19 protein-coding genes are annotated in these 19,821 nt (G+C 65.3%); 13 read left to right on the top strand and 6 right to left on the bottom strand.

Annotation, left to right across the window (positions count from 1 at the left end):
- Position 1: 1 nt before the first annotated feature.
- The 3 genes from FJW04_RS01850 to tauA all read right to left on the bottom strand — a co-directional run bounded on the left by FJW04_RS01850 (position 2) and on the right by tauA (position 2,757).
- Complete coding sequence (locus FJW04_RS01850) at positions 2 to 862, bottom strand: ABC transporter permease subunit (protein WP_140712011.1); 861 nt, start codon at positions 860 to 862, stop codon at positions 2 to 4.
- Positions 859 to 1,632, bottom strand: a complete 774-nt coding sequence (locus FJW04_RS01845; RefSeq protein WP_140619854.1) for a taurine ABC transporter ATP-binding protein — start codon at positions 1,630 to 1,632, stop codon at positions 859 to 861. The genes FJW04_RS01850 and FJW04_RS01845 overlap by 4 nt, the downstream gene beginning before the upstream one ends.
- A 111-nt stretch (positions 1,633 to 1,743) precedes the next feature.
- Positions 1,744 to 2,757 carry a taurine ABC transporter substrate-binding protein gene (tauA, locus tag FJW04_RS01840; RefSeq protein WP_015314724.1) on the bottom strand — a complete coding sequence of 338 codons (1,014 nt, stop codon included), beginning with the start codon at positions 2,755 to 2,757 and terminating at the stop codon, positions 1,744 to 1,746.
- Positions 2,758 to 3,389: 632 nt separating this feature from the next.
- Between tauA and FJW04_RS01835 the strand changes: the two genes are divergently transcribed.
- From FJW04_RS01835 to FJW04_RS01820, 4 genes are all read left to right on the top strand, one after another.
- Positions 3,390 to 3,878, top strand: a complete 489-nt coding sequence (locus FJW04_RS01835) for an Rrf2 family transcriptional regulator (protein ID WP_140619852.1) — start codon at positions 3,390 to 3,392, stop codon at positions 3,876 to 3,878.
- A gap of 31 nt (positions 3,879 to 3,909) precedes the next feature.
- A complete protein-coding gene (locus tag FJW04_RS01830; RefSeq protein WP_140712009.1) occupies positions 3,910 to 5,253 on the top strand; it encodes an FAD/NAD(P)-binding protein in 1,344 nt (447 codons plus the stop codon).
- An 836-nt stretch (positions 5,254 to 6,089) separates the two neighbouring features.
- Complete coding sequence (locus FJW04_RS01825; protein WP_140712007.1) at positions 6,090 to 7,529, top strand: pyridoxal-phosphate dependent enzyme; 1,440 nt, start codon at positions 6,090 to 6,092, stop codon at positions 7,527 to 7,529.
- Positions 7,526 to 8,695, top strand: a complete 1,170-nt coding sequence (locus FJW04_RS01820) for a PLP-dependent aspartate aminotransferase family protein (RefSeq protein ID WP_140712005.1) — start codon at positions 7,526 to 7,528, stop codon at positions 8,693 to 8,695. The genes FJW04_RS01825 and FJW04_RS01820 overlap by 4 nt, the downstream gene beginning before the upstream one ends.
- A gap of 104 nt (positions 8,696 to 8,799) precedes the next feature.
- Here the strand turns inward: FJW04_RS01820 and FJW04_RS01815 are convergent, their stop codons facing one another.
- Positions 8,800 to 8,988, bottom strand: a complete 189-nt coding sequence (locus FJW04_RS01815; RefSeq protein ID WP_015314719.1) for a hypothetical protein — start codon at positions 8,986 to 8,988, stop codon at positions 8,800 to 8,802.
- A gap of 7 nt (positions 8,989 to 8,995) precedes the next feature.
- Positions 8,996 to 9,181 (bottom strand): hypothetical protein, encoded by a 186-nt coding sequence (locus FJW04_RS01810; RefSeq protein ID WP_015314718.1) that lies wholly within the window; start codon positions 9,179 to 9,181, stop codon positions 8,996 to 8,998.
- Positions 9,182 to 9,346: 165 nt separating this feature from the next.
- Between FJW04_RS01810 and rsmI the strand changes: the two genes are divergently transcribed.
- Both rsmI and FJW04_RS01800 read left to right on the top strand, forming a co-directional pair.
- Positions 9,347 to 10,243: a 16S rRNA (cytidine(1402)-2'-O)-methyltransferase gene (rsmI, locus tag FJW04_RS01805; RefSeq protein ID WP_140712003.1), complete on the top strand. Its 897-nt coding sequence runs from the start codon at positions 9,347 to 9,349 to the stop codon at positions 10,241 to 10,243.
- Positions 10,244 to 10,324: 81 nt separating this feature from the next.
- Positions 10,325 to 10,702, top strand: a complete 378-nt coding sequence (locus FJW04_RS01800; RefSeq protein ID WP_015314716.1) for a YraN family protein — start codon at positions 10,325 to 10,327, stop codon at positions 10,700 to 10,702.
- Between the two features lie 119 nt (positions 10,703 to 10,821).
- Here FJW04_RS01800 and FJW04_RS01795 read toward each other — a convergent pair whose 3' ends face one another.
- Positions 10,822 to 11,628: an undecaprenyl-diphosphate phosphatase gene (locus tag FJW04_RS01795; RefSeq protein WP_015314715.1), complete on the bottom strand. Its 807-nt coding sequence runs from the start codon at positions 11,626 to 11,628 to the stop codon at positions 10,822 to 10,824.
- 232 nt (positions 11,629 to 11,860) lie between these two features.
- On the opposite strand from FJW04_RS01795, the gene FJW04_RS01790 reads away from it, so the two are divergent.
- The 7 genes from FJW04_RS01790 to dapB all read left to right on the top strand — a co-directional run bounded on the left by FJW04_RS01790 (position 11,861) and on the right by dapB (position 19,746).
- A complete protein-coding gene (locus FJW04_RS01790; RefSeq protein WP_015314714.1) occupies positions 11,861 to 12,553 on the top strand; it encodes a glutathione S-transferase family protein in 693 nt (230 codons plus the stop codon).
- Positions 12,534 to 13,688, top strand: a complete 1,155-nt coding sequence (gene queG / locus FJW04_RS01785) for a tRNA epoxyqueuosine(34) reductase QueG (protein ID WP_140712001.1) — start codon at positions 12,534 to 12,536, stop codon at positions 13,686 to 13,688. The genes FJW04_RS01790 and queG overlap by 20 nt, the downstream gene beginning before the upstream one ends.
- Complete coding sequence (locus tag FJW04_RS01780) at positions 13,685 to 14,593, top strand: SDR family oxidoreductase (protein ID WP_140711999.1); 909 nt, start codon at positions 13,685 to 13,687, stop codon at positions 14,591 to 14,593. Before queG ends, FJW04_RS01780 begins: the two co-directional genes overlap by 4 nt.
- 64 nt (positions 14,594 to 14,657) lie before the next feature.
- Complete coding sequence (mepA, locus tag FJW04_RS01775) at positions 14,658 to 15,743, top strand: penicillin-insensitive murein endopeptidase (RefSeq protein ID WP_140711997.1); 1,086 nt, start codon at positions 14,658 to 14,660, stop codon at positions 15,741 to 15,743.
- Positions 15,744 to 15,926: 183 nt separating this feature from the next.
- On the top strand, positions 15,927 to 16,973 hold the full coding sequence (locus FJW04_RS01770; RefSeq protein ID WP_140711995.1) for a glucokinase: 1,047 nt from the start codon (positions 15,927 to 15,929) through the stop codon (positions 16,971 to 16,973).
- Between the two features lie 77 nt (positions 16,974 to 17,050).
- A complete protein-coding gene (locus FJW04_RS01765; RefSeq protein ID WP_140711993.1) occupies positions 17,051 to 18,910 on the top strand; it encodes an ABC transporter ATP-binding protein in 1,860 nt (619 codons plus the stop codon).
- Positions 18,907 to 19,746: a 4-hydroxy-tetrahydrodipicolinate reductase gene (gene dapB, locus FJW04_RS01760; protein ID WP_140711991.1), complete on the top strand. Its 840-nt coding sequence runs from the start codon at positions 18,907 to 18,909 to the stop codon at positions 19,744 to 19,746. The genes FJW04_RS01765 and dapB overlap by 4 nt, the downstream gene beginning before the upstream one ends.
- Positions 19,747 to 19,821 lie beyond the last annotated feature (75 nt).

Here is a 19,821-nt window from a genome sequence, read left to right as displayed (position 1 = left end):
ATCATTCCCGCCCCGCCCATGGGACCAGCACGCGCTCGATGCGGCGGATGGTGAATTCGAGCACGAAGGCGATGGCGGCGATCACCAATATGCCCATGATCACCACGTCGGTGACGAGGAACTGGGCCGCCGACTGGATCATGAAGCCAAGCCCGCGCGTTGCCGCCACCAGCTCGGCCGCGACCAGTGTCGACCAGCCGGCGCCGAGCGCGATGCGCAGGCCGGTCAGGATCGAGGGCAGGGCGCTGGGCAGGATCACGTGGCGGACCACTTGGCGTCGAGTCGCACCAAGCGAACGCGCGGCGTTGACGCGCTCCCGCGAGACGCCGCGGACGCCCGAGGCGGTCGACAGCGCGACCGGCGCCAGCATGGCGATGGCGATCACCAGGATTTTCGACGGCTCGCCGATGCCGAACCAGATGATGACCAGCGGCAGGTAGGCCAGCGGCGGGATCGGCCGCAGGAATTCGAGCAGCGGATCGAAGATGCCGCGCCCCACCGTGCTGATGCCTATGGCGAGCCCCACCGGCACGCCGACCAGGATGGCGGCGGCCAGCGCGGCAAAGACGCGGGCCAGACTGGCGACGACATGCTGCGGCAGCGTCGCGTCGACGAAGCCGTCGCTGATAACCACGATGAACTTGTTCCACACGGCAAGCGGCGAGGGCAGGAACACCGGCGACACCAGTTGCAGGCGGGCCGACAGTGTCCAGAGCGCCAGCACCGCCAGGATGGTGGCGGCGCTGACCATGCGGGCCGAAACGCCCGTCCGTTTCGCCCGTGGCCTCGACCAGGGCACCGACAGGCCGTCGGTTTCGTCTGTCCTTGAACCGGGCCGTTCGGTGTAGGAGGAAATCGTCATGCCGCCTCTCCCTCGAAGATCGCGTCGGTCAGTTCGCCGCGCGCCGCCGCGAAGGCCGGATCGGCCTTGATGGCGCGAATGGGCTCGCCCGCCGCGTAACGCCTGGAGAAGCCCGGCTCGAAGGTTCGCACCACGCGGCCCGGGCCGGGCGCCAGCACGACGATGCGGGTGGCGAGCACCAGCGCCTCCTCGATGCCGTGCGTCACCATCAGCACGCCGGCATGGCTTGCCGTCCAAAGGTCGAGCAGCGTCGTCTGCATGCGCTCGCGCGTCAGCGCGTCGAGCGCGCCGAGCGGCTCGTCGAGCAGCAGGAATTCGGGTTCGGCGGCGAGCGCCCGGGCAAGTCCGACACGCTGACGCATGCCGCCGGACAGCTCCCAGATGCGTTTGTCGCCGGCTTCAGCGAGCTTGACCAGCGCCAGCAGTTCATCGGCGCGGCGCGCCCGTTCGGCTGGCCTTACACCGCGCAGCCTGAGCGCGAAGGCGACGTTCTCGCGCGCCGTGAGCCACGGAAACAGCGCATCGTTCTGGAACACCACGGCCCGGTCCGAACCGGGCCCGGTGATCGGCTTGCCATTGACCGTGGCACTGCCGCGCGCCGGTATGACCAGGCCGGCGGCGACGTTGAGCAGCGAGGTCTTGCCGCAGCCGGAGCGGCCGACAAGGACGACGAAATCGTTCTTGGCAACGCCGATCGACACGTGCTCGACGGCGGGTGCCGGCTGGCCGTCATAGTGGATGGAGATCTTGTCGAGCACGAGATGCGGCATGGGCCCTCGCCGATTGGAAGAATATCCGCCGGCCCCAAAACCGCGCCTCGTCTGCGGCTTCGGGACAGGCAACACGCGGCGTCAGGGAAGGAGAGCCGCGTGTGCGAGGCGTCAGTTCGAGGCCAGCGCCTCGGTGACGTATTTCGAAGTGACGTATTTCGAATAGTCCGGCAGCACCGCGTCGACCTTGCCTTGCTCCTTGAGGAAGGCGGATGCCGCCGCGATCGCACTGACCGTACCGCCGCCGAGGAACTTCCCGGATGCCTGCTCTTCCAGGGTGGGGAAGACATAACCCTTGAGCAGCTCCGGCACCTCTTCCAGCTTGGCGCCGGTGAGCTTGGCGATCGCGGCGGCCTGCGGCGACGACACCGACCAGGCGTCGGGCTTGGCGAGATAGTCCGCATAGGCGGTGCCCGTCACCTTGACGAAGTCGCGCACGGCTTCCGGGTTCTTCTCGGCGAAGTCGGTGCGCACGATCCAGGCGTCGAAGGTTGGCGCGCCCCAGGCGGCGACCTGCGAGGAATCCAGCACCACCTTGCCGGATGTCTTGATCTGGCCCAGCGCTGGGTCCCAGACATAGGCGGCGTCGATGTCGCCGCGCGCGAAGGCGGCGGCGATTTCCGGCGGCCGCAGGTTGAGGATCTGGACCGATTTCGGATCGACATTCTCGTGCTTGAGCGCGGCAAGCAGGCTGTAATGCGTCGTCGACACGAACGGCACGGCGACCTTCTTGCCGGCGAGGTCTGCGACCTTCTCGATGCCGGCGCCGTTGCGGGCGACCAGCGCCTCGGATTGCCCGATCAGGCCGACGACGAAAATGGTCTGGATCGGCAGTTCGCGGCTGGCGGCGGCCGCCAGCGGGCTCGAGCCGACATAGCCGATATCGACCGAGCCGGAGGCGACCGCGGCGATGACATCGGCGCCGGAATCGAATTTGCGCCAGTCGATGCTGGCCTTGGTCGCCTTTTCATAGGCGCCATCGGCCTGCGGCACTTTCGAGGGTTCGACCACCGTCTGGTAGCCGATGGTGATCTTCAGGTCTTCGGCGAGCGCCGGGCTGAGGAAGGCGGCGCCGGCGAGGGCGGCCGACGACAGAAGGAGAATGCGTCGCGAAATGGTGGGCATCAAAGGGCTCCATGAAAAGGGAAAACCGGATTGCATGTCCATAGTTCGCTAATTCCATGGTTCTTGTAGAGTTAAATCCTTCCAAGGAAGGAGAGCTTGTTGGAAAAAAGCCACTGGCGGCGGGCCGCCACGGCGGAAGTGACGGTTGCCGTCGTCCAAGAGCGGCGGGCCCACCAACTTTGCCCGAGGGCTCGACCTCGACCGTTGCAGATACAGACAGGTTCAAACGAGAATTCCGGGTTTCCCCTGCCTCCAGCAACTGATGCTTCGAATGGCGCGGAATTTAGAATGAGGTTCCACGTGCCGGCACTTAAGTATAGTAACCTTATGGACATAGATGCGAGGTGCCGATGACAGGCCATCCCAAGCGTATCGTGGAGATCGCTGGCGTCGTCGGTTCCCAGCCGCGGGCCGTCATGCGAGCAAGCCTGGCGTCTGTGTCCTCGAAATCACAAGGCGGGCCTAAAATCGCCGCAACGAGTTGAAAATCCAACAAGATCAATCGCAATTGGCTTGTATATCATGTCACTGGAATTTATGTGTCGTGGAGGCTTCGGCGCGGCGGGGAGGCACGCGAGGCGTTTCGCAACGGATGGTCTAAGGCCATCGCACGACAGAGAAACGTTCGGTTCATGCTCACCAAAAAAGGCAAGTACGGCCTCAAGGCGCTCGTCCATCTCGCGCACATGCCGGCCGGACGGCTCGCCTTCGTCGGCGATATCGCGACCGGCAACAACATCCCGAAGAAATTCCTCGACGCTATACTGGGCGAGCTGCGCAATGCCGGCTTCGTCCAGAGCCGGAAGGGCAAGGAGGGCGGCTATCGCCTGGCCCGGCCCGCCGACGAGATCAAGGTCGGCCACGTCGTGCGCGTCCTCGACGGTCCGCTGGCTCCGATCCCCTGCGCCAGCCGCACACAGTATCAGCGCTGTGAAGACTGCAACGAGGCGACATGCCAAGTCCGACATCTGATGCTGGAAGTCCGGCAGGCGATCGCCGAGGTGCTCGACCAGCGCAGCCTCGCCGAGATGCGCGACATTGCCGACGACCTCCCGGTCGCGAGGGACGACCTGCCGGTGGTGCGGAACGACCTGTCGGTCGCGGTGAAGGTCCAGGCCTGAAGCCGGCACTTCGCATGGGGCTCGCTTGCGCATGACCGGGCGAACCAACCCGACCCGTTCCATCATCATCGTCGGCGGCGGCGCCAGCGGCGTCGTGCTGGCCGCGCATCTGCTCAAATCGCCCAATCCGGACCTGCGCGTCACGCTGATCGAAAAACGCCCGCATTTTGGCCAGGGCATTGCCTATTCGACGCTGCTGTCGGCGCATGTGCTGAATGTCAGCGCCGCAGGCATGAGCGCCTATGCCGACGATCCCGGCAATTTCTGGCGCTGGCTGCTGGAGCGGGGGCTTGCGACACCAGAGCAGGTTCCGGTCTATGCGCCGCGCAGCCTCTACGCGCGTTATCTCAAGGAATTGCTCGACGACCTGGAAACGCGCGAGCGCGAGAGCGGCCGGCTGCGCCTGATCCGTGAGGAGAGCCTGTCGATCACGCCGACGGCGTCCGGGGTCGAGGTGGCGCTGGCCAACGGCACCAGCGTGGTCGCCCATCTTGCCGTGCTCGCCACCGGCCATGACGAACAGCCGGCGCAGGGCCATGCGATCCGGATGGGCTCGGAAGCCGACACCGCGCTCGATCCAGATAGCCGCATCCTGGTGCTGGGCACGGGCTTGAGCATGGTCGATGCATTCCTTTCCCTGGAGCAGCGCGGCCATCGCGGCGACATCATCGCGGTGTCGCGGCGCGGCCTGCTGCCCTCGCCGCACCGCAAGGGCAATCCGATCAAGCTCGACGTCGCCGACATCCCGCTCGGTACCCAGCTCTCCTATTTCGTCGGCTGGTTCCGCGACCTTATCCGTCAGAACCAGAAGGCCGGCGTCGACTGGCGCGACGTGGTGGACGGCCTGCGCCCCTTCAATCAGAAGATCTGGCAGAACTGGCCGGCCTCGGCCAAGCGCCGCTTCGTCGAGCACACCAAGGCCTGGTGGGACATCCATCGCCACCGCATGGCACCCGAGGTCTACGCCAGGGTGACGGAGGCCGTGCAATCGGGCCGCATCCGGCCGCTCGCCGGGCGCGTCGTCGGCGTCATGCCGGGCGACGGCTTCGCGGTGGAGGTCCAGTCGCGCCACACCCAGCGCCTCGAAACATTCGGCGTCGCCCGCATCTATGATTGCTCCGGTATCGTGCGCGACATCTCGACCTCGTCGAACAGCGTGGTGCGCTCGCTGGTCGACCGCGGCCTTGCGCGGCCGGATCCGCTGCGCATCGGCCTCGACGTCTCGCCCAATTGCGAGATCATCGCCGCCGATGGCACCGTTTCGCGAAAAATCCTCGCCGTCGGCCCGCTGACGCGCGGCACCTTCTTCGAGATCGACGCCATTCCCGATATCCGAGTCCAGTGCGCCAGGCTGAGCAAGCGGTTGCTGGGGTAGACAACCCCAGGCGGCGATTGTCTTTGGCAAGCGGTGCCCGCCTTAAGCGGCGAGCGTCTTCCGTGATCGCACCATATTCGGCTGGGCGTAGTCTGGTATTCGTCCTGAGCGGCCCTATGTCGGTCTGAACAACTTCCGTTCTTAACTATAAAACGGCAGGACTAAAGTCTTGCGCGCTAGCAGGCCTTGGTCCGAGGGGTCTTCGAACGTTCCGTGCTTGTCCATTGGACGTTCCATTACTTTAGTCAATCGAGATATACGTGGTTTGATATGGGCCGCGGTAATGGGGGTGCGAAATCGGCCTGCCAAAAGGCGCGATCTTCCTTCCGTCGAGTGCCCCAATGCCTCCCCAGCCCGGTTTCGAGCCAGTGCTTTCCTATGCCCTCGGACCAAAAGAATGGCCGGTGCGGGGATGCTTGGGTTGGAAGCAGGTCGCACCGGCCATCGCGGGTTAGGCTTCGATTGGGATCGTCCCCCGCACGACCAAGCTACATATATATTAGCTGTTGCTCAACTAAGACTGAAGTCCCTCCAGCTACCAGCCGGAGGGATGGCGTTCAGCCCAATGCCTCACATACGGCGCGCGCGGTCTCGGCGCCGGAAAATTCTGCTGGCCGGTGATCAGGTTGCGACGCCTTCGCTGGACCGGATCATGCCGCCGTCCAGTCCCACGGCTTGGCGCTGTCTCGCTGGCGTTTCGGACGGCACCGCCTCGCCTGGATGACGGCCCCATGGAATTTCATTCCCCGTCTGGCCACCGGATTGGCACGATCTATCTTCTTTCCAACTGCGATCGGCTGGAAAAGACGGTAGGGTTGACCCATGGAGGCTCCGACATGAGTGAGCATAGAAAAACCACGGCCGACAGTGGCTCCTCGGATAGGGCGCTCTCGCGCCTCCGGCCGCCCTATGCGTCGTTGCTCGATCTGATCGGGCAGACGCCCATCGTCGAGCTGACCAAGTTCGACACCGGAAAATGCCGGCTGTTCATCAAGCTCGAGAGCCAGAACCCTGGCGGCTCGATCAAGGACCGTATCGCGCTGTCGATGATCGCGGCGGCCGAAAAACAGAGCAAGCTGAAGCCCGGCGGCACCATCGTCGAGGCGACAGCCGGCAATACCGGCCTTGGCCTCGCCCAGGTCGGCATTCCCAAGGGTTACCGCATCATCCTGGTCGTGCCCGACAAGATGTCGCGCGAGAAAATCCAGCATCTGCGCGCGCTCGGCGCGGAAGTGCGCATGACGCGTTCCGATGTCGGCAAGGGCCATGCCGAATATTACCAGGACATGGCGGAAAAAATCGCCGCCGAACTGCCCGGCGCCTTCTACGCCAACCAGTTCGCCAATCCGGCCAACCCGCTGGCGCATCAGACGACCACCGGCCCGGAGATTTTCTCGCAGCTAGACGGGGATGTCGACGCGGTGGTGGTCGGCGTCGGCTCGGGCGGCACGCTGACCGGACTTGGCCGCTACTTCGCCGAGGTGTCGCCGAAGACGGAGATGGTGTTGGCCGATCCGGTCGGCTCGGTGCTGGCGCCGCTGATCAAGACCGGCAAGATGGAAGAGGCGGGAAGCTGGACCGTGGAAGGTATCGGCGAGGATTTCGTGCCGCCCAATGCCGATCTGTCTTTGGTCAAGAAGGCCTATTCCATCACGGACAAGCAGAGCATGCTGGCGGTGCGGGATCTGTTGTCCCGGGAAGGCATCCTGGCCGGTTCTTCCTCCGGGACGCTGCTATCGGCGGCGTTGCGCTATTGCCGCGAGCAGACGGTGCCCAAGCGCGTCGTCACCTTCGTCTGCGACAGCGGCAACAAGTACCTGTCAAAAGTGTTCGACGATTTCTGGCTGGCGGAACAGGGACTGGCCGAACACGAACAGCATGGCGACCTGCGTGACCTCGTGATGCGCACTCACCGCACTGGCGACACCGTCTATGTCGGGCCGGACGAGAGCCTGCTCAACGCCTATGGACGCATGCGCCGCTCCGATGTCTCGCAACTGCCAGTGCTCGACAACGGCAAGCTCGTCGGCATCGTCGACGAGAGCGACATCCTTGCCCATGTCGACGGCCCCTATGACGGGCGCTGGGAGCGCTTCAACGGCCCGGTGCGCACAGCCATGACCTCGAACCTGCACACGCTGCAGGCCAGCCAGACGCTGGACGCGCTGCTGCCGGTGTTCGACCGCAACGAGGTTGCCATCATCTTCGACGGCGACGAGTTCGTCGGCCTGATTACCCGCATCGACCTGATCAACCATCTGAGGCGCGCACGATGACAACATCCGGAAAGAACCGCCTGGCGTTTTCGACGCGCACCATCCATGGCGGCCAGAGCCACGACCCGCTCACCGGTGCGGTGATGGTGCCGATCTACGCCACCTCGACCTATGGCCAGCAGTCGCCCGGCGTGCACAAGGGTTTCGAATATGCCCGCAGCCAGAACCCGACGCGATTCGCCTTCGAGCGCGCCGTGGCCGATCTCGAAAGCGGCTCGGCGGCTTTCGCATTCGCTTCCGGCCTGGCGTCGATCGCCACGGTGCTCGAATTGCTCGATGCCGGCGCGCATATCGTCGCCACCGACGACATTTATGGCGGCTCGTTCCGGCTGATGGAGCGGGTGCGCAAGCGCTCGGCCAATCTGCAAATTTCCTTCGTCGATTTCACCAATCTGGCCGCGGTTGAAGCCGCGATCCGGCCGGAAACAAAAATGCTTTGGGTCGAGACGCCGACCAATCCATTGCTGCGCATCGTCGATCTCGAAGGCGTCGCGGCGTTGGCGAAGCGCAAGGGGATCTTGTCCGTCGCCGACAACACCTTCTGCAGCCCCTACATCCAGCGGCCGCTGGAGCTCGGCATCGACATCGTGGTCCATTCGACGACGAAATATCTGAACGGCCATTCCGACATGGTCGGCGGCGTCGCAGTTGTCGGCGACAAAAAGGATTTGGCCGATCGCCTGAAATTCCTGCAGAACGCCATCGGAGCCATATCCGGCCCGTTTGATAGTTTCTTAGCGCTGCGCGGTTTGAAGACCCTGGCGCTCAGGATGGAGCGTCATTCCGCCAACGGCCTCAAAATCGCGCAATGGCTGGAAGCGCGAAAAGATGTGCGCCGCGTCATCTATCCCGGCCTCGCCAGCCATCCCCAGCACGCCATCGCGGTCCAGCAGATGCATGCCTTCGGCGGCATGATCACGGCTGTGCTCGATCGCGATTTTGCCGGCACCAAACGCTTTCTCGAACGCACGCAGCTGTTCACGCTGGCCGAAAGTCTTGGCGGGGTGGAGAGCCTGATCGAGCACCCGGCGTTGATGACGCATGGCTCCATTCCCGCCGAGAAGCGGGCGGAGATCGGCATATCGGATTCGCTGGTGCGGCTGTCGGCGGGGATCGAGGATGGCGACGATCTGATCGCCGATCTGGATCGGGCGCTGGGAGGCTGAGTGCCTTTCGGCTGACCGAGGCCCGTGTTGCTCGCGGGCATGCGCTGCGTCGCGCCTTGCTCCGCCCACGACGATGAACTGTCGTCTCGCCGATCTGAACCAGATCAGGCGTCGTGTTTGTGGCGATGCTTTCCGCGATCCTTCTCGGCGTGGGACTCTCCGGAGCGCACCGGCTTGGCGTTGTCCTTGTCGCGGCGCCCTCGGTGCTGGTCGCCTATCGGAGATAGCGGCACGCCGTGGCGCGCGGTTTTCGTTTCGAGACGGGTGATGAAAATATCGAAGCGATTGGGCATCGTCCGGTCAGTGCTCCGTCGTGCTGTCGGGTTTGTTGTCGGAAAGCCTGACATCCGTCGGCAAGGCAATCGCGGCCTGCTTGGTCAGGCTGGTGTCGTCCCGGGCCGGCAGCCGCTTGTCCTGGCGTGCGGCAATCCGGCCGCGGCCGGCATAGTAGGGCTCGAAAGCGTCCTGTATCGTCAGGCTGTCCATCCTGTCCTCCCTTGGGAATCAGGGGCTAAATCTACCAAAACCGGTTTCGTTCCCTACTGTGGCGAAGGAATGGCGACTGCCTTACATCGGTGTGAGTTTTGCAAGCCGGCGCCAGCCATGCCAAATGGGTTTGGCAAGCCAACAGGCTGAACGGAGACGGCATCGGTGACTGGCGAAACGGGCAAGCGCAGCTATGTGGTCGGGCAGACCGAGATCGCGGCCCGTCCGCTCGATCCGGCGCTCTATCTGGTGGCGACGCCTATCGGCAACCTCGCCGACATCACGCTGCGCGCGCTGGAGACGCTGGCCGCCGCCGACATTGTCGCCTGCGAGGACACGCGCGTGTCGCGCGTGCTGCTCGACCGCTACGGCATCCGCCGGCGCACCACGGCCTATCATGAACACAATGCGGGCGAGGCCGGGCCGAAGCTGGTCGCGGCGCTCGAAGCCGGCCAGAGCGTGGCGCTGATCTCGGATGCCGGCACGCCGCTGGTCTCCGATCCCGGCTACCGGCTGGTCGGCGAGGCGCTCGACCACGGCATCCGCGTCGTGCCGATCCCCGGCCCCTCGGCGCCGCTTGCCGCGCTGACGGCGTCGGGCCTGCCGTCGGACGCTTTCCTGTTCGCCGGCTTCCTGCCGGTTAAATCGGGACAACGCCTGGCCCGGCTGGAGGCCCTGAGAGCCGTGCCGGCGACGCTGATCTTCTTCGAATCGCCGCGCCGGCTGGCCGAGTCGCTCGGCGCCATGGTCGAGGCGCTCGGCGGCGAGCGCAAGGCCGCCATCGGCCGCGAATTGACCAAGACGTTCGAGGAGATGCGCACCGGCACGCTGCGGGCGCTCGCCGACCACTACGCGGCGGCGGATACCCCCAAGGGCGAGATCGTCGTCTGCGTCGGCTGCGCCGAGGCCAAGGCCGACGAACCTGAAGACATCGATCGCCTGCTTTTGTCGCTCGCCGCTGAAATGCCCGCCTCCAAGGCGGCGGCGGAAGCGGCAAAAATGACCGGCGGCCAGAAGCAGGCGCTATATCGGCGGCTGCTCGAGCTCAAGGACAGACCATGATCGCGAAAAGCGGAAACCGGTTTTCTCGGACAAACGGTTCCGTTTGTCCAAAAGTCATGGCCGAGCAACGAGAAACCAGCGGTGGCTGAGCGCCCGAGCGCCAGCCGCCAAAAGGCCTACCGGCGCGGCCATCGCGGCGAATGGCTGGCGGCGGCCGCGCTGATGTTGAAGGGCTACCGGATTCTCGCGCGCCGCCACCGCACCCGCTTCGGCGAGATCGACCTGATTGCGCGGCGCGGCGACCTCGTCCTGTTCGTCGAGGTCAAGGCGCGCCGCACGCTGATAGAGGCCATGGAGGCGATCGGTCACGAATCGGAGCGCCGCATCGAGGGTGCTGCCGATATCTGGCTGTCCCGCCAGCCCGACTATGGCAGGCTGTCAATGCGCTTCGACATGGTCGCCGTGCTGCCGTGGCGCTGGCCGGTGCATGTCCCGAATGCGTTTTACGGAAGGAGTTGACAGAAATCCGTGCGAGGCAGCCCCCCTCATCCGGCCGCTAGGGGAGAGGTCGGGTTGCCCCGAATTGCCCCTCTCAATTCGGTTGGCAATCCCGGTGAGGGGCCTGCAACAACGCACGTTCAGCCCCAGATCATCAACGCCACCAGCCCGACGATCCCCACCACCAGGCGCCACCAGCCGAACAGCGAGTAGCCGTTGCGCGAGACGTAGTCGAGCAGGTAGCGCACCACGACCAAGGCCGTGACGAAAGCGGCGACGAAGCCGATGGCGATGATCGGCAGATCGGCCGAGGTCAGCACGTTGCGGTTCTTGAACAGGTCGAAGGCGAAGGCGCCGACCATGGTCGGGATGGCGAGGAAGAAGGAAAATTCCGCCGCCGCCCGCTTGTCTACACCCAGAAGCAGCGCGCCGACGATGGTCGAACCCGAACGCGACGTGCCGGGGATCAGCGACAGGCACTGGAACAGGCCGATCTGCAGGTAGAGTCTGGTCGGGAACCGCTCGACGTCGCGATAGACCGGCTTGAGGTTCATGCGGTCGACGACCAGCAGCACGACGCCGCCGATGATCAGCATGATGCAGATCAGTCGGGGTGATTCGAACAGCACCGTCTTGATGAAATCATGCGCCAGCGCGCCGATAATCGCCGCCGGCAGGAAGGCGATGAGGATGCCGATGACGAAATGCCGCGTCAGCCGGTCATGCGGCAGGTCGAGCAGCATCTGCCACAGGCGCCGGAAATAGACGCTGAGGATCGCCAGGATGGCGCCGAGCTGGATCAGGATCTCGAAGGCCTTGCCGGTCGACTGGAACCCGAGGAAATGGCCGGCGAGCAGGATGTGGCCGGTCGAGGACACCGGGATGAATTCGGTCAACCCCTCCAGCAGGCCAAGCAGCAGGGCTTCGACGATGGTCTGGCTTTCCATTTCTACCTCGGCATTGGCGTGACGGCTAACAGAATGGCTTGCTTGTCATGGCGCCGAAGTCCCCCTATAGGTCGCAACACCCCTGACGGCCCGCTAGCCGGGCGGCCAAGACTTACCGGTGCGCCCTGCGATTCGCCAGTGTGGCAATCCGGAATTCGCCATACCTGGAACGAGCGCGATGCGCGAATTCCGGATTCTGAACGACACCAGTGCGCTTTATCATCGCGGAACCATGCTGACGCTTTTCCACCATCCCATGTTCGCCACCTGCCGCTTCGTCCGCCTCGCCTTTGGCGAGTATGGCGAGGAGCTGGCGCTGATCGAGGAAAAGCCGTGGACGCGGCGCAAGGAGTTCTTGGCGCTGAATCCGGCCGGTACACTGCCGATCCTGCTGGCCGAAGGCGACGTGCCGATCATCGGCGCGACGGTGATTTCCGAATATCTCGACGAGACGCGGGGCGTGCTCAAGCGCGACAAGCGGCTGTTCGCCGAGGACCCGATGCAGCGCGCCGAAATCCGCCGGCTGATCGACTGGTATCTCAACAAGGCCGAAAGCGAAGTGACGCGCCATCTGGTGCGCGAACGCGTGCTGAAGCCGGTGATGCCGGAAACGGCGGGCGGCGGCTCGCCCGATTCAGGCGCCATCCGCGCCGCGCGCGCCAACATCCGCCAGCACATGAAATACACTAACTGGCTGGCGGGCACCCGTCATTGGCTGGCCGGCGGCAGGGTCACCTATGCCGATCTGGCGGCCGCCGCGACGCTGTCGGTGCTCGATTATCTCGGCGAGATCGACTGGCGCGAACACCCCGCCGCGCGCGAATGGTACACGCGGGTGAAGTCGCGGCCCTCCTTCCGGCCGCTCCTGACCGACCGCGTGCGCGGCCTGTCGCCGGTATCGCACTATGCGGATCTCGACTTCTGACGCGTCGAAACTGCGCGCGCTGATCGACGCGCAGGCGCGGCGCGCCGGCTTCGACGCGGTTGCCGTCACCACCCCGGATGCCATCCCGCTGGCGCCGGCCCGCCTGGCCGAATTCGTCGCCGACGGCTTTCACGGCTCGATGGACTGGATCGCCGAGACGATTGCGCGCCGCGGCGAGCCATCCACGCTGTGGCCCGACGTGCGCTCGATCATCGTGCTGGCGATGAATTACGGGCCGGACCATGATCCGCGCGACGTGCTGGCCAGGCGCGATCGCGGCGCGATCTCGGTCTACGCGAAAAACCGCGACTATCACGAGGTCATGAAGGGCCGGCTGAAGGAGATCGCCGGCAAGATCGTCGCGCGCGCCGGCGGCGACGTGAAGGTCTTCGTCGACACGGCGCCCGTGATGGAAAAGCCGCTGGCGGAAGCAGCGGGGCTGGGCTGGCAAGGCAAGCACACCAACCTAGTCAGCCGCGAGCACGGCTCCTGGCTGTTCCTCGGCACCATCTTCACCACGGCCGAACTGGAACCGGACAAGCCCGAGATCGACCATTGCGGCTCCTGCCGCGCCTGCCTCGACGCCTGCCCGACCGACGCGTTCCCCGCGCCCTACAGGCTCGATGCGCGGCGCTGCATCTCCTATCTCACGATCGAGAACAAGGGGCCGATCCCGCATGAATTTCGGGAAAAGATCGGCAACCGCATCTATGGCTGCGACGACTGCCTCGCCGCCTGTCCTTGGAACAAATTCGCCCGCGCCGCGTCCGAGGCCAAGCTCGCCGCGCGCGACGATCTGCGCGAGCCGCCGCTCGCCGATCTCTTGGCCCTCGACGATGCCGGCTTCCGCGCCTGCTTCTCCGGTTCGCCGATCAAACGCATCGGCCGCGACCGTTTCGTCCGCAACGTGCTGATCGCCGCCGGCAATTCCGGCGACGGCGCGCTTGCCGGCGTCGTCCGGGGCCTGCTCGGCGATGCTTCTCCTCTGGTGCGGGGCGCGGCAATATGGGCGCTGGCGCGGCTGGTGCCGGAAACCGAATATGCCGAACGGGCCGCGAACGGCTTGAACAGTGAGGACGACGCGGCGGTGCGCGAGGAATGGCGCCTGGCGCGGCCAAACAGGGCACATGCATGAGCGGAAAACAGGTCTTCATTTTCGGTGCCGGTTATTCCGGAAAGGCCTTTGCCCGCGCCAATAGGGGAACCGCCAGCATCTTCGGCACGACACGCTCCGAGGAAAAATTCGAAGCGCTGCGCCAGGCCGGCATCGTCCCACTGCTGTTCGACGGCAAGTTGACGAACGAAATCGGCGCTGCGCTGGAGAAAACCACGCATCTGGTGGTTTCGGTCGGTCCGGAAGAAGCCGGCGATCCGGTGTTGAATGCCGCTCGCCAGGCAATCGCAGGGATGCCGGCGCTGGAATGGATAGGCTATCTCTCGACCGTTGGCGTCTATGGGGATCATGGCGGCGCCTGGGTCGACGAGACGGCCGCCTGCCGGCCGGTGTCGAAGCGCTCGGTCATGCGGGTCGAGGCCGAGCGGGCCTGGCAGAGGCTTGGCGAGGACATCGGGCGCCCAGTGGCGATCCTGCGGCTGTCCGGCATTTACGGTCCCGGCCGCAACGCGCTGGTCAATCTGGAGAACGGCACTGCCAGGCGGCTGGTCAAGCCGGACCAGGTGTTCAACCGCATCCATTGCGACGACATATCAGGCGCGCTGTGGCATCTGATCAGCGGCAATAGAGGCGGCATCTTCAACGTCACCGACGATGAGCCGGCGCCGCCGCAGGATGTCGTCGCCTACGCCGCACATCTGATGAGCGTTGAGCCGCCGCCCGAAATTCCCTTCGACACCGCCCAACTTTCGCCCATGGCGCGGTCCTTCTATGGCGAGAACAAGCGGGTCGCCAATGCGGCGATCAAGGCGGCGGGCTATCGGTTTCGCTTTCCCGACTATCGCGCCGCTTTCGACCATATGTGGGCAAGCGGCGACTGGCGTGACGGTGCGCCGCGCAGCCCGATGAGGGGCGTGAAGGGATAGGATGATCGAAGCGTGGCGCTTGGCGTGGTATGATTCGGCGATTGCAGGCACGGGGGTGCGGTTCATGAAATCATCGATGCGGTCGCTTTGCCCCAGAAATGCGGTATTGGCGGCAGCGCTGGCTCTGGCAGGCCTGGCCGCGCAGCCGGCAGCGGCCGAGGAGCGGGCGAAAGACCTGTTCGGCGCCGAGAAGCTGCCGACGGCCACCGCCCCGCAATCCTTCGGCTTCTATTCCAAGGGCTGTTTTGCCGGCGGCGTCGCCATTCCCATGGATGGTCCGACCTGGCAGGTGATGCGGCCATCGCGCAACCGCCGCTGGGGCCATCCGGCGATGATCGCGCTGATCGAGAGATTGTCGCGCGACGCCGTCGCCGACGGTTGGCCGGGCCTGTTGATCGGCGACATCGCGCAGCCACGCGGCGGCCCGATGCTATCAGGTCATGCCTCGCACCAGATCGGGCTCGACGCCGACATCTGGCTGACGCCGATGCCCGACCGCACCATGACCAGGGCGCAGCGCGAGACCATGAGCGCCACCTTGATGGTCGACGACAAGACGCATCTTGTGAAAGACGCGCTGTGGACGCCGGCGCACACGCGGCTTTTGAAGCGCGCGGCGAGCTATCCGGAGGTCGAGCGCATCCTGGTCAATCCCGGCATCAAGAAAAAGCTCTGCGACACGGTCAAGAGTGACCGCTCGTGGCTACGCAAGATCAGGCCGTTCTGGGGCCACGACTACCATTTCCACATGCGCATCGGCTGCCAGCCTGGCTCGCCCAATTGCAAGGCGCAGGAAGCAACGCCGGAGGATGATGGCTGCGGCAAGCCGCTGGCCTGGTGGTTCACGCAGGAGCCGTGGCGACCGAACAAGAACCCGGATGCGCCCAAGGCACGTGACCTGATGACGATGGCCAACCTGCCCAGGGAATGCCGCGCGGTGCTCGACGCGCCGGGGCCTGCCTCGGCCGAGGCCGCGACCTATCACGGCGTCGCCGTGCCGGTCGCGGTGGCGGTGCCTGAGCCGGAAGCGCCGTCGCTGCCCGCCGTCACGGCAAGCGGCACCGCCGGCCTGCCAAGCGCGGTGAACGCCTTCACCGCGACACCCGAGGTCGGCGTACCGGTGCCGCGGCCACGGCCGCCCGTGAAGTGATTGGCGCGCCACCCGCAGGCTCAATGGTTTAGCCGCCCGTTTTCACGAAACAGTGGCCGTTTTGGCCGCAGAACTTCTCCCTGCGCGCCAAGGGGACCGAAAACCGTTTCCCTTTTCAAACTCATGCGCTAGTCAACGCAGGAACGGCGAATGCCGTCGCGGGCGCCGGGGACGGACGAGAGCATGCCAAGCACGGGCGATGACGAGACTTTGCTGCGGTTTCCGATCCTGATCGGCGATATCGGCGGCACCAATGCGCGGTTTTCGATCGTGCTCGACGCCAATTCCGAGGCCGGCGAGCCGATCATCGTCCAGACCGCCAATTACAACACCATCGACGAGGCGATCCAGGCGGCGGTGCTCGACCGCTCGTCGGTCCGGCCAAATTCGGCGGTGCTGGCCGTGGCCGGCCCGGTCGACGGCGACGAGATCGAGCTCACCAACTGTCCCTGGGTGGTCAAGCCGCGGCAGATGTTCGCCAATCTGGGCCTGAGCGACATCGTCGTGCTCAACGATTTCGAGGCGCAGGCTCTGGCCGTCGTGGCGCTTGGCGAAGAGCATATGGAAAAGATCGGCGGCGGCACGCCGGAACCCAATGCCGGCCGCGTCGTGCTTGGCCCCGGGACCGGGCTGGGCGTCGCCGGGCTGATCCACGCGCTGCATCACTGGATCCCGGTGCCCGGCGAAGGCGGCCATATGGACATCGGGCCGCGCACGCCGCGCGATTTCGAGGTCTTCCCGCATATCGAGAAGCTCGAGGGCCGCATTTCGGGCGAACAGATCCTGTGCGGACGCGGTCTCGTCAACGTCTACCGGGCCGTGGCCAAGGCGGATGGCAAGCCGTCGCCCTTCACCACGCCGGCCGAAGTCACCGGTGCGGCACTGACCAAGACCGATCCGGTGGCGCAGGAAGCGCTCGAGACCTTCGTCACCTGCCTCGGCCGCACCGCCGGCGACCTGGCGCTGGTGTTCATGAGCCGGGGCGGCGTGTTCCTCACCGGCGGCATCGCGCAAAAGATCGTGCCGGCGCTGAAGGAGGGCAATTTCCGCGCCGCCTTCGAAGACAAGGCGCCGCACAGCGCGCTGATGCGCACCATGCCGGTCTACGTCATCACCCATCCGCTGGCCGCCCTTCTCGGCCTTGCCGCCTATGCCAGGAACCCCACGCTGTTCGGCGTCCAGACATCGGGCCGGCGCTGGCGCGACGAAGTTAGTCACCCCAAGGCATAGGCAAGCCGGCGGCTTGGCGTTAATAGGGGTGCCGAATTGCCCGGCCACGGGAAGCGAAACCGACAAAGCCCTCTGATTTGACACTTCAAACTCCAAACAAGCTGAAAGCCCGGCCCGGCGAGGTCACAGCGGTGCTGCGCCGCATTCTCGCTGAGAACAGCCACGACTATCGCTGGACTTATGTGATGGTCATCACCTGCTCGCTGATCGTTTCGGGCACGACCGCCTTCACGGCCTGGATCATGGCCCCGATGGTCAACCAGATCTTCTACGAACGGCGTGGCGACGCGATCGTGTGGATATGCGCAGGCTTCATGGCGGCCTTCCTGCTGCGCGGCTTTGCCGGCTATGGCCAGGCGGTGGCGCTGGCCAAGATCGGCAACAATCTGGTGGCGCGCTACCAGAAGCGCATTTTCGATCACCTGATGAAGCTCGGCGTCGGCTTCTTCAATGATACACGCTCCGGCCGGCTGGCGGCGCAGGTCAACGAAAACGTCGGCGGCATCCGCGACCTCCTGTCGTTGACGCTGACCTCGATCACCCGCGACGCGGTGACGCTGATCGGCCTGCTCGGCGTCATGGTCTACCAGGATCCGGTCCTGTCGCTCAGTTCGCTGCTGATCGGACCGCCGCTGATCTGGGCCGTCGTCTACCTCACCCGTCGCGTGCGGCGCATTACCCGCGAATCCGTGCTGATCAATTCGCGCCTGATCGGCGCCGTGCAGGAAGCCACGCAAGGCATCGCCATCGTCAAGGCCTTCACCATGGAGGACGAACTGTCCAGCCGCATCGGCAAGCTCGCCAGCGACGCCGAACAGCGCTCGAACAAGATTGCCCGCGTCTCCGAACGGCTGTCGCCGATTTCCGACATGCTGGCCGGCTTCGCCGTCACCTCCGTCATCGCCTATTCCGGTTACCGGGCTCTGGTTCTCGGGCAGCCGCCTGGCGCGGTCTTCTCCTTCATCACGGCGCTGATCCTGGCCTATGATCCGGCGCGCCGCCTGGCACGCATGCAGGTCGGCATGGAACGGGCTCTGGTCAATGCACGCATGATCTACGAGCTGCTCGACCTCGAGCCGAAGCAGGGCGACGCGCCTGGCGCCACCAAAGCAAACTTCACCACGGGCGAAGTGCGCTTCAACAACGTGTCCTTCCGCTATGTCGAGGAGACGCCTGTCCTTCAGGACCTCAGCTTTGTCGCCGCCGCCGGCAAGATGACCGCCGTCATCGGCGCCTCCGGTGCCGGCAAGACCACACTGGTGGCGCTGCTGCAGCGCTTCTACGACGTCGAGAGCGGTACGATCGAGATCGATGGCCAGGACATTTCCAAGGTCACCAAACAGTCGCTGCGCGGCTCGATAGCCTATGTCTCGCAGGCGCCCTATCTGTTCGAGGGCACCATCCGCGACAACATCCGCTATGGCCGCCCCTCGGCCACCGATGCCGAGATCGAACAGGCCGCGCGACTGGCCGCGGCCGACGAGTTCATCCGCCAGCAGCCGCAAGGGTATGACACGCCGGTCGGCGAGAATGGCGCCACGCTTTCCGGCGGCCAGCGCCAGCGCGTGTCGATTGCCCGCGCCATTGTGCGCCAGGCGCCGATCCTGCTGCTCGACGAGGCGACGTCGGCGCTCGACAACGAGGCCGAAGCGCGCGTCCAGCAGGCGCTCACCAAGGTCATGGAAGGGCGCACCACCATCGTCATCGCGCACCGCCTGTCCACCGTGGTCAATGCCGACCACATCATCGTGCTGGAACAGGGCCATCTGGTCGAAGAGGGCACGCATGCCTCGCTGATGGCCGACCCGCACAGCGTCTATGCCCGTTTCCACCGGATACAGGGCGTCAAGGGCCTGGGGCTTGTCGACGACAGCGCCCCGGCCGAAACTTCGGTTCAGGAACTAGAGACCCAGGACATCGCCGGGAGCACGCCATGAGCGAGACCACATCAGGCGAGCCGGCCGGCGATATGGGCCTTGTGGTGGTCGGCGCGGCCGGCCGCATGGGCCAGACGCTGATCCGCGCCATCCACGCCATTCCGGGCGCCCGCGTCATCGGCGCGGTCGAGCGCCCGGATTCGCCTCACCTGGGCAAGGATGCGGGGGAACTCGCCGGCGTCGGCCGCATCGACGTGGCGATCGGCAGCGATCCGTTGCCGGTCTTCGCCAGGGCCGACGGCGTGCTCGATTTCACCACCCCGGCCTCGACGGTCGAGTTCGCCGGTTACGCGGCGCAGGCGCGCATCGTCCATGTCATCGGCACGACAGGCTGTTCGGCCGACGACAACGCGAAAATCGCTGCCGCCGCCCGCCACGCGACCATCGTCAAGTCTGGCAATATGAGCCTCGGCGTCAATCTGCTGGCGGTGCTGGTCGAACAGGCGGCACGCGCGCTCGACGCCGACGATTTCGACATCGAGATCCTCGAAATGCACCACAGGCACAAGGTCGACGCGCCTTCGGGCACGGCGCTTCTGCTCGGCGAAGCGGCCGCCGCCGGGCGCGGCATCGCGCTGGCCGGCAATGATGTGCGTTCGCGCGACGGCCATACGGGTGTGCGACAAACCGGCACGATCGGTTTTGCCACACTGCGCGGCGGCTCGGTGGTCGGCGACCACAGCGTAATCCTGGCCGGCACCGGCGAGCGCATCACGCTGTCGCACCATGCCGAGGACCGCGCCATCTTCGCCCGCGGTGCCGTCAAGGCCGCACTCTGGGCGCATGGCCAGAAGCCGGGACTGTATTCGATGCGGGACGTGCTTGGGCTTGCCTGAAACGACCCTGAACCATCTTCGTTCTTACGCAGGACGGAAAACCACTACACACTTTTCCTGGAATGCTCAGACCCC

The sequence above is a fragment of the Mesorhizobium sp. B2-7-3 genome, assembly GCF_006440715.1.
In the GTDB taxonomy this organism is placed as follows: domain Bacteria; phylum Pseudomonadota; class Alphaproteobacteria; order Rhizobiales; family Rhizobiaceae; genus Mesorhizobium; species Mesorhizobium australicum.
Note: the sequence above shows the minus strand (reverse complement) of the source record. Positions and strands in the feature narration are given on the sequence as shown.

Excerpts from the sequence above, each read along its gene's own strand:
- queG (WP_140712001.1), top strand. The coding sequence starts at position 12,534 with ATGCGGATCTCGACTTCTGACGCGTCGAAACTGCGCGCGCTGATCGAC.
- mepA (WP_140711997.1), top strand. The coding sequence starts at position 14,658 with ATGAAATCATCGATGCGGTCGCTTTGCCCCAGAAATGCGGTATTGGCG.
- FJW04_RS01795 (WP_015314715.1), bottom strand. The coding sequence starts at position 11,628 with ATGGAAAGCCAGACCATCGTCGAAGCCCTGCTGCTTGGCCTGCTGGAG.
- tauA (WP_015314724.1), bottom strand. The coding sequence starts at position 2,757 with ATGCCCACCATTTCGCGACGCATTCTCCTTCTGTCGTCGGCCGCCCTC.
- FJW04_RS01845 (WP_140619854.1), bottom strand. The coding sequence starts at position 1,632 with ATGCCGCATCTCGTGCTCGACAAGATCTCCATCCACTATGACGGCCAG.
- FJW04_RS01835 (WP_140619852.1), top strand. The coding sequence starts at position 3,390 with ATGCTCACCAAAAAAGGCAAGTACGGCCTCAAGGCGCTCGTCCATCTC.
- FJW04_RS01850 (WP_140712011.1), bottom strand. The coding sequence starts at position 862 with ATGACGATTTCCTCCTACACCGAACGGCCCGGTTCAAGGACAGACGAA.
- FJW04_RS01810 (WP_015314718.1), bottom strand. The coding sequence starts at position 9,181 with ATGGACAGCCTGACGATACAGGACGCTTTCGAGCCCTACTATGCCGGC.
- FJW04_RS01825 (WP_140712007.1), top strand. The coding sequence starts at position 6,090 with ATGAGTGAGCATAGAAAAACCACGGCCGACAGTGGCTCCTCGGATAGG.
- FJW04_RS01790 (WP_015314714.1), top strand. The coding sequence starts at position 11,861 with ATGCTGACGCTTTTCCACCATCCCATGTTCGCCACCTGCCGCTTCGTC.
- FJW04_RS01815 (WP_015314719.1), bottom strand. The coding sequence starts at position 8,988 with ATGCCCAATCGCTTCGATATTTTCATCACCCGTCTCGAAACGAAAACC.
- FJW04_RS01780 (WP_140711999.1), top strand. The coding sequence starts at position 13,685 with ATGAGCGGAAAACAGGTCTTCATTTTCGGTGCCGGTTATTCCGGAAAG.
- FJW04_RS01770 (WP_140711995.1), top strand. The coding sequence starts at position 15,927 with ATGCCAAGCACGGGCGATGACGAGACTTTGCTGCGGTTTCCGATCCTG.
- dapB (WP_140711991.1), top strand. The coding sequence starts at position 18,907 with ATGAGCGAGACCACATCAGGCGAGCCGGCCGGCGATATGGGCCTTGTG.
- FJW04_RS01830 (WP_140712009.1), top strand. The coding sequence starts at position 3,910 with ATGACCGGGCGAACCAACCCGACCCGTTCCATCATCATCGTCGGCGGC.
- FJW04_RS01820 (WP_140712005.1), top strand. The coding sequence starts at position 7,526 with ATGACAACATCCGGAAAGAACCGCCTGGCGTTTTCGACGCGCACCATC.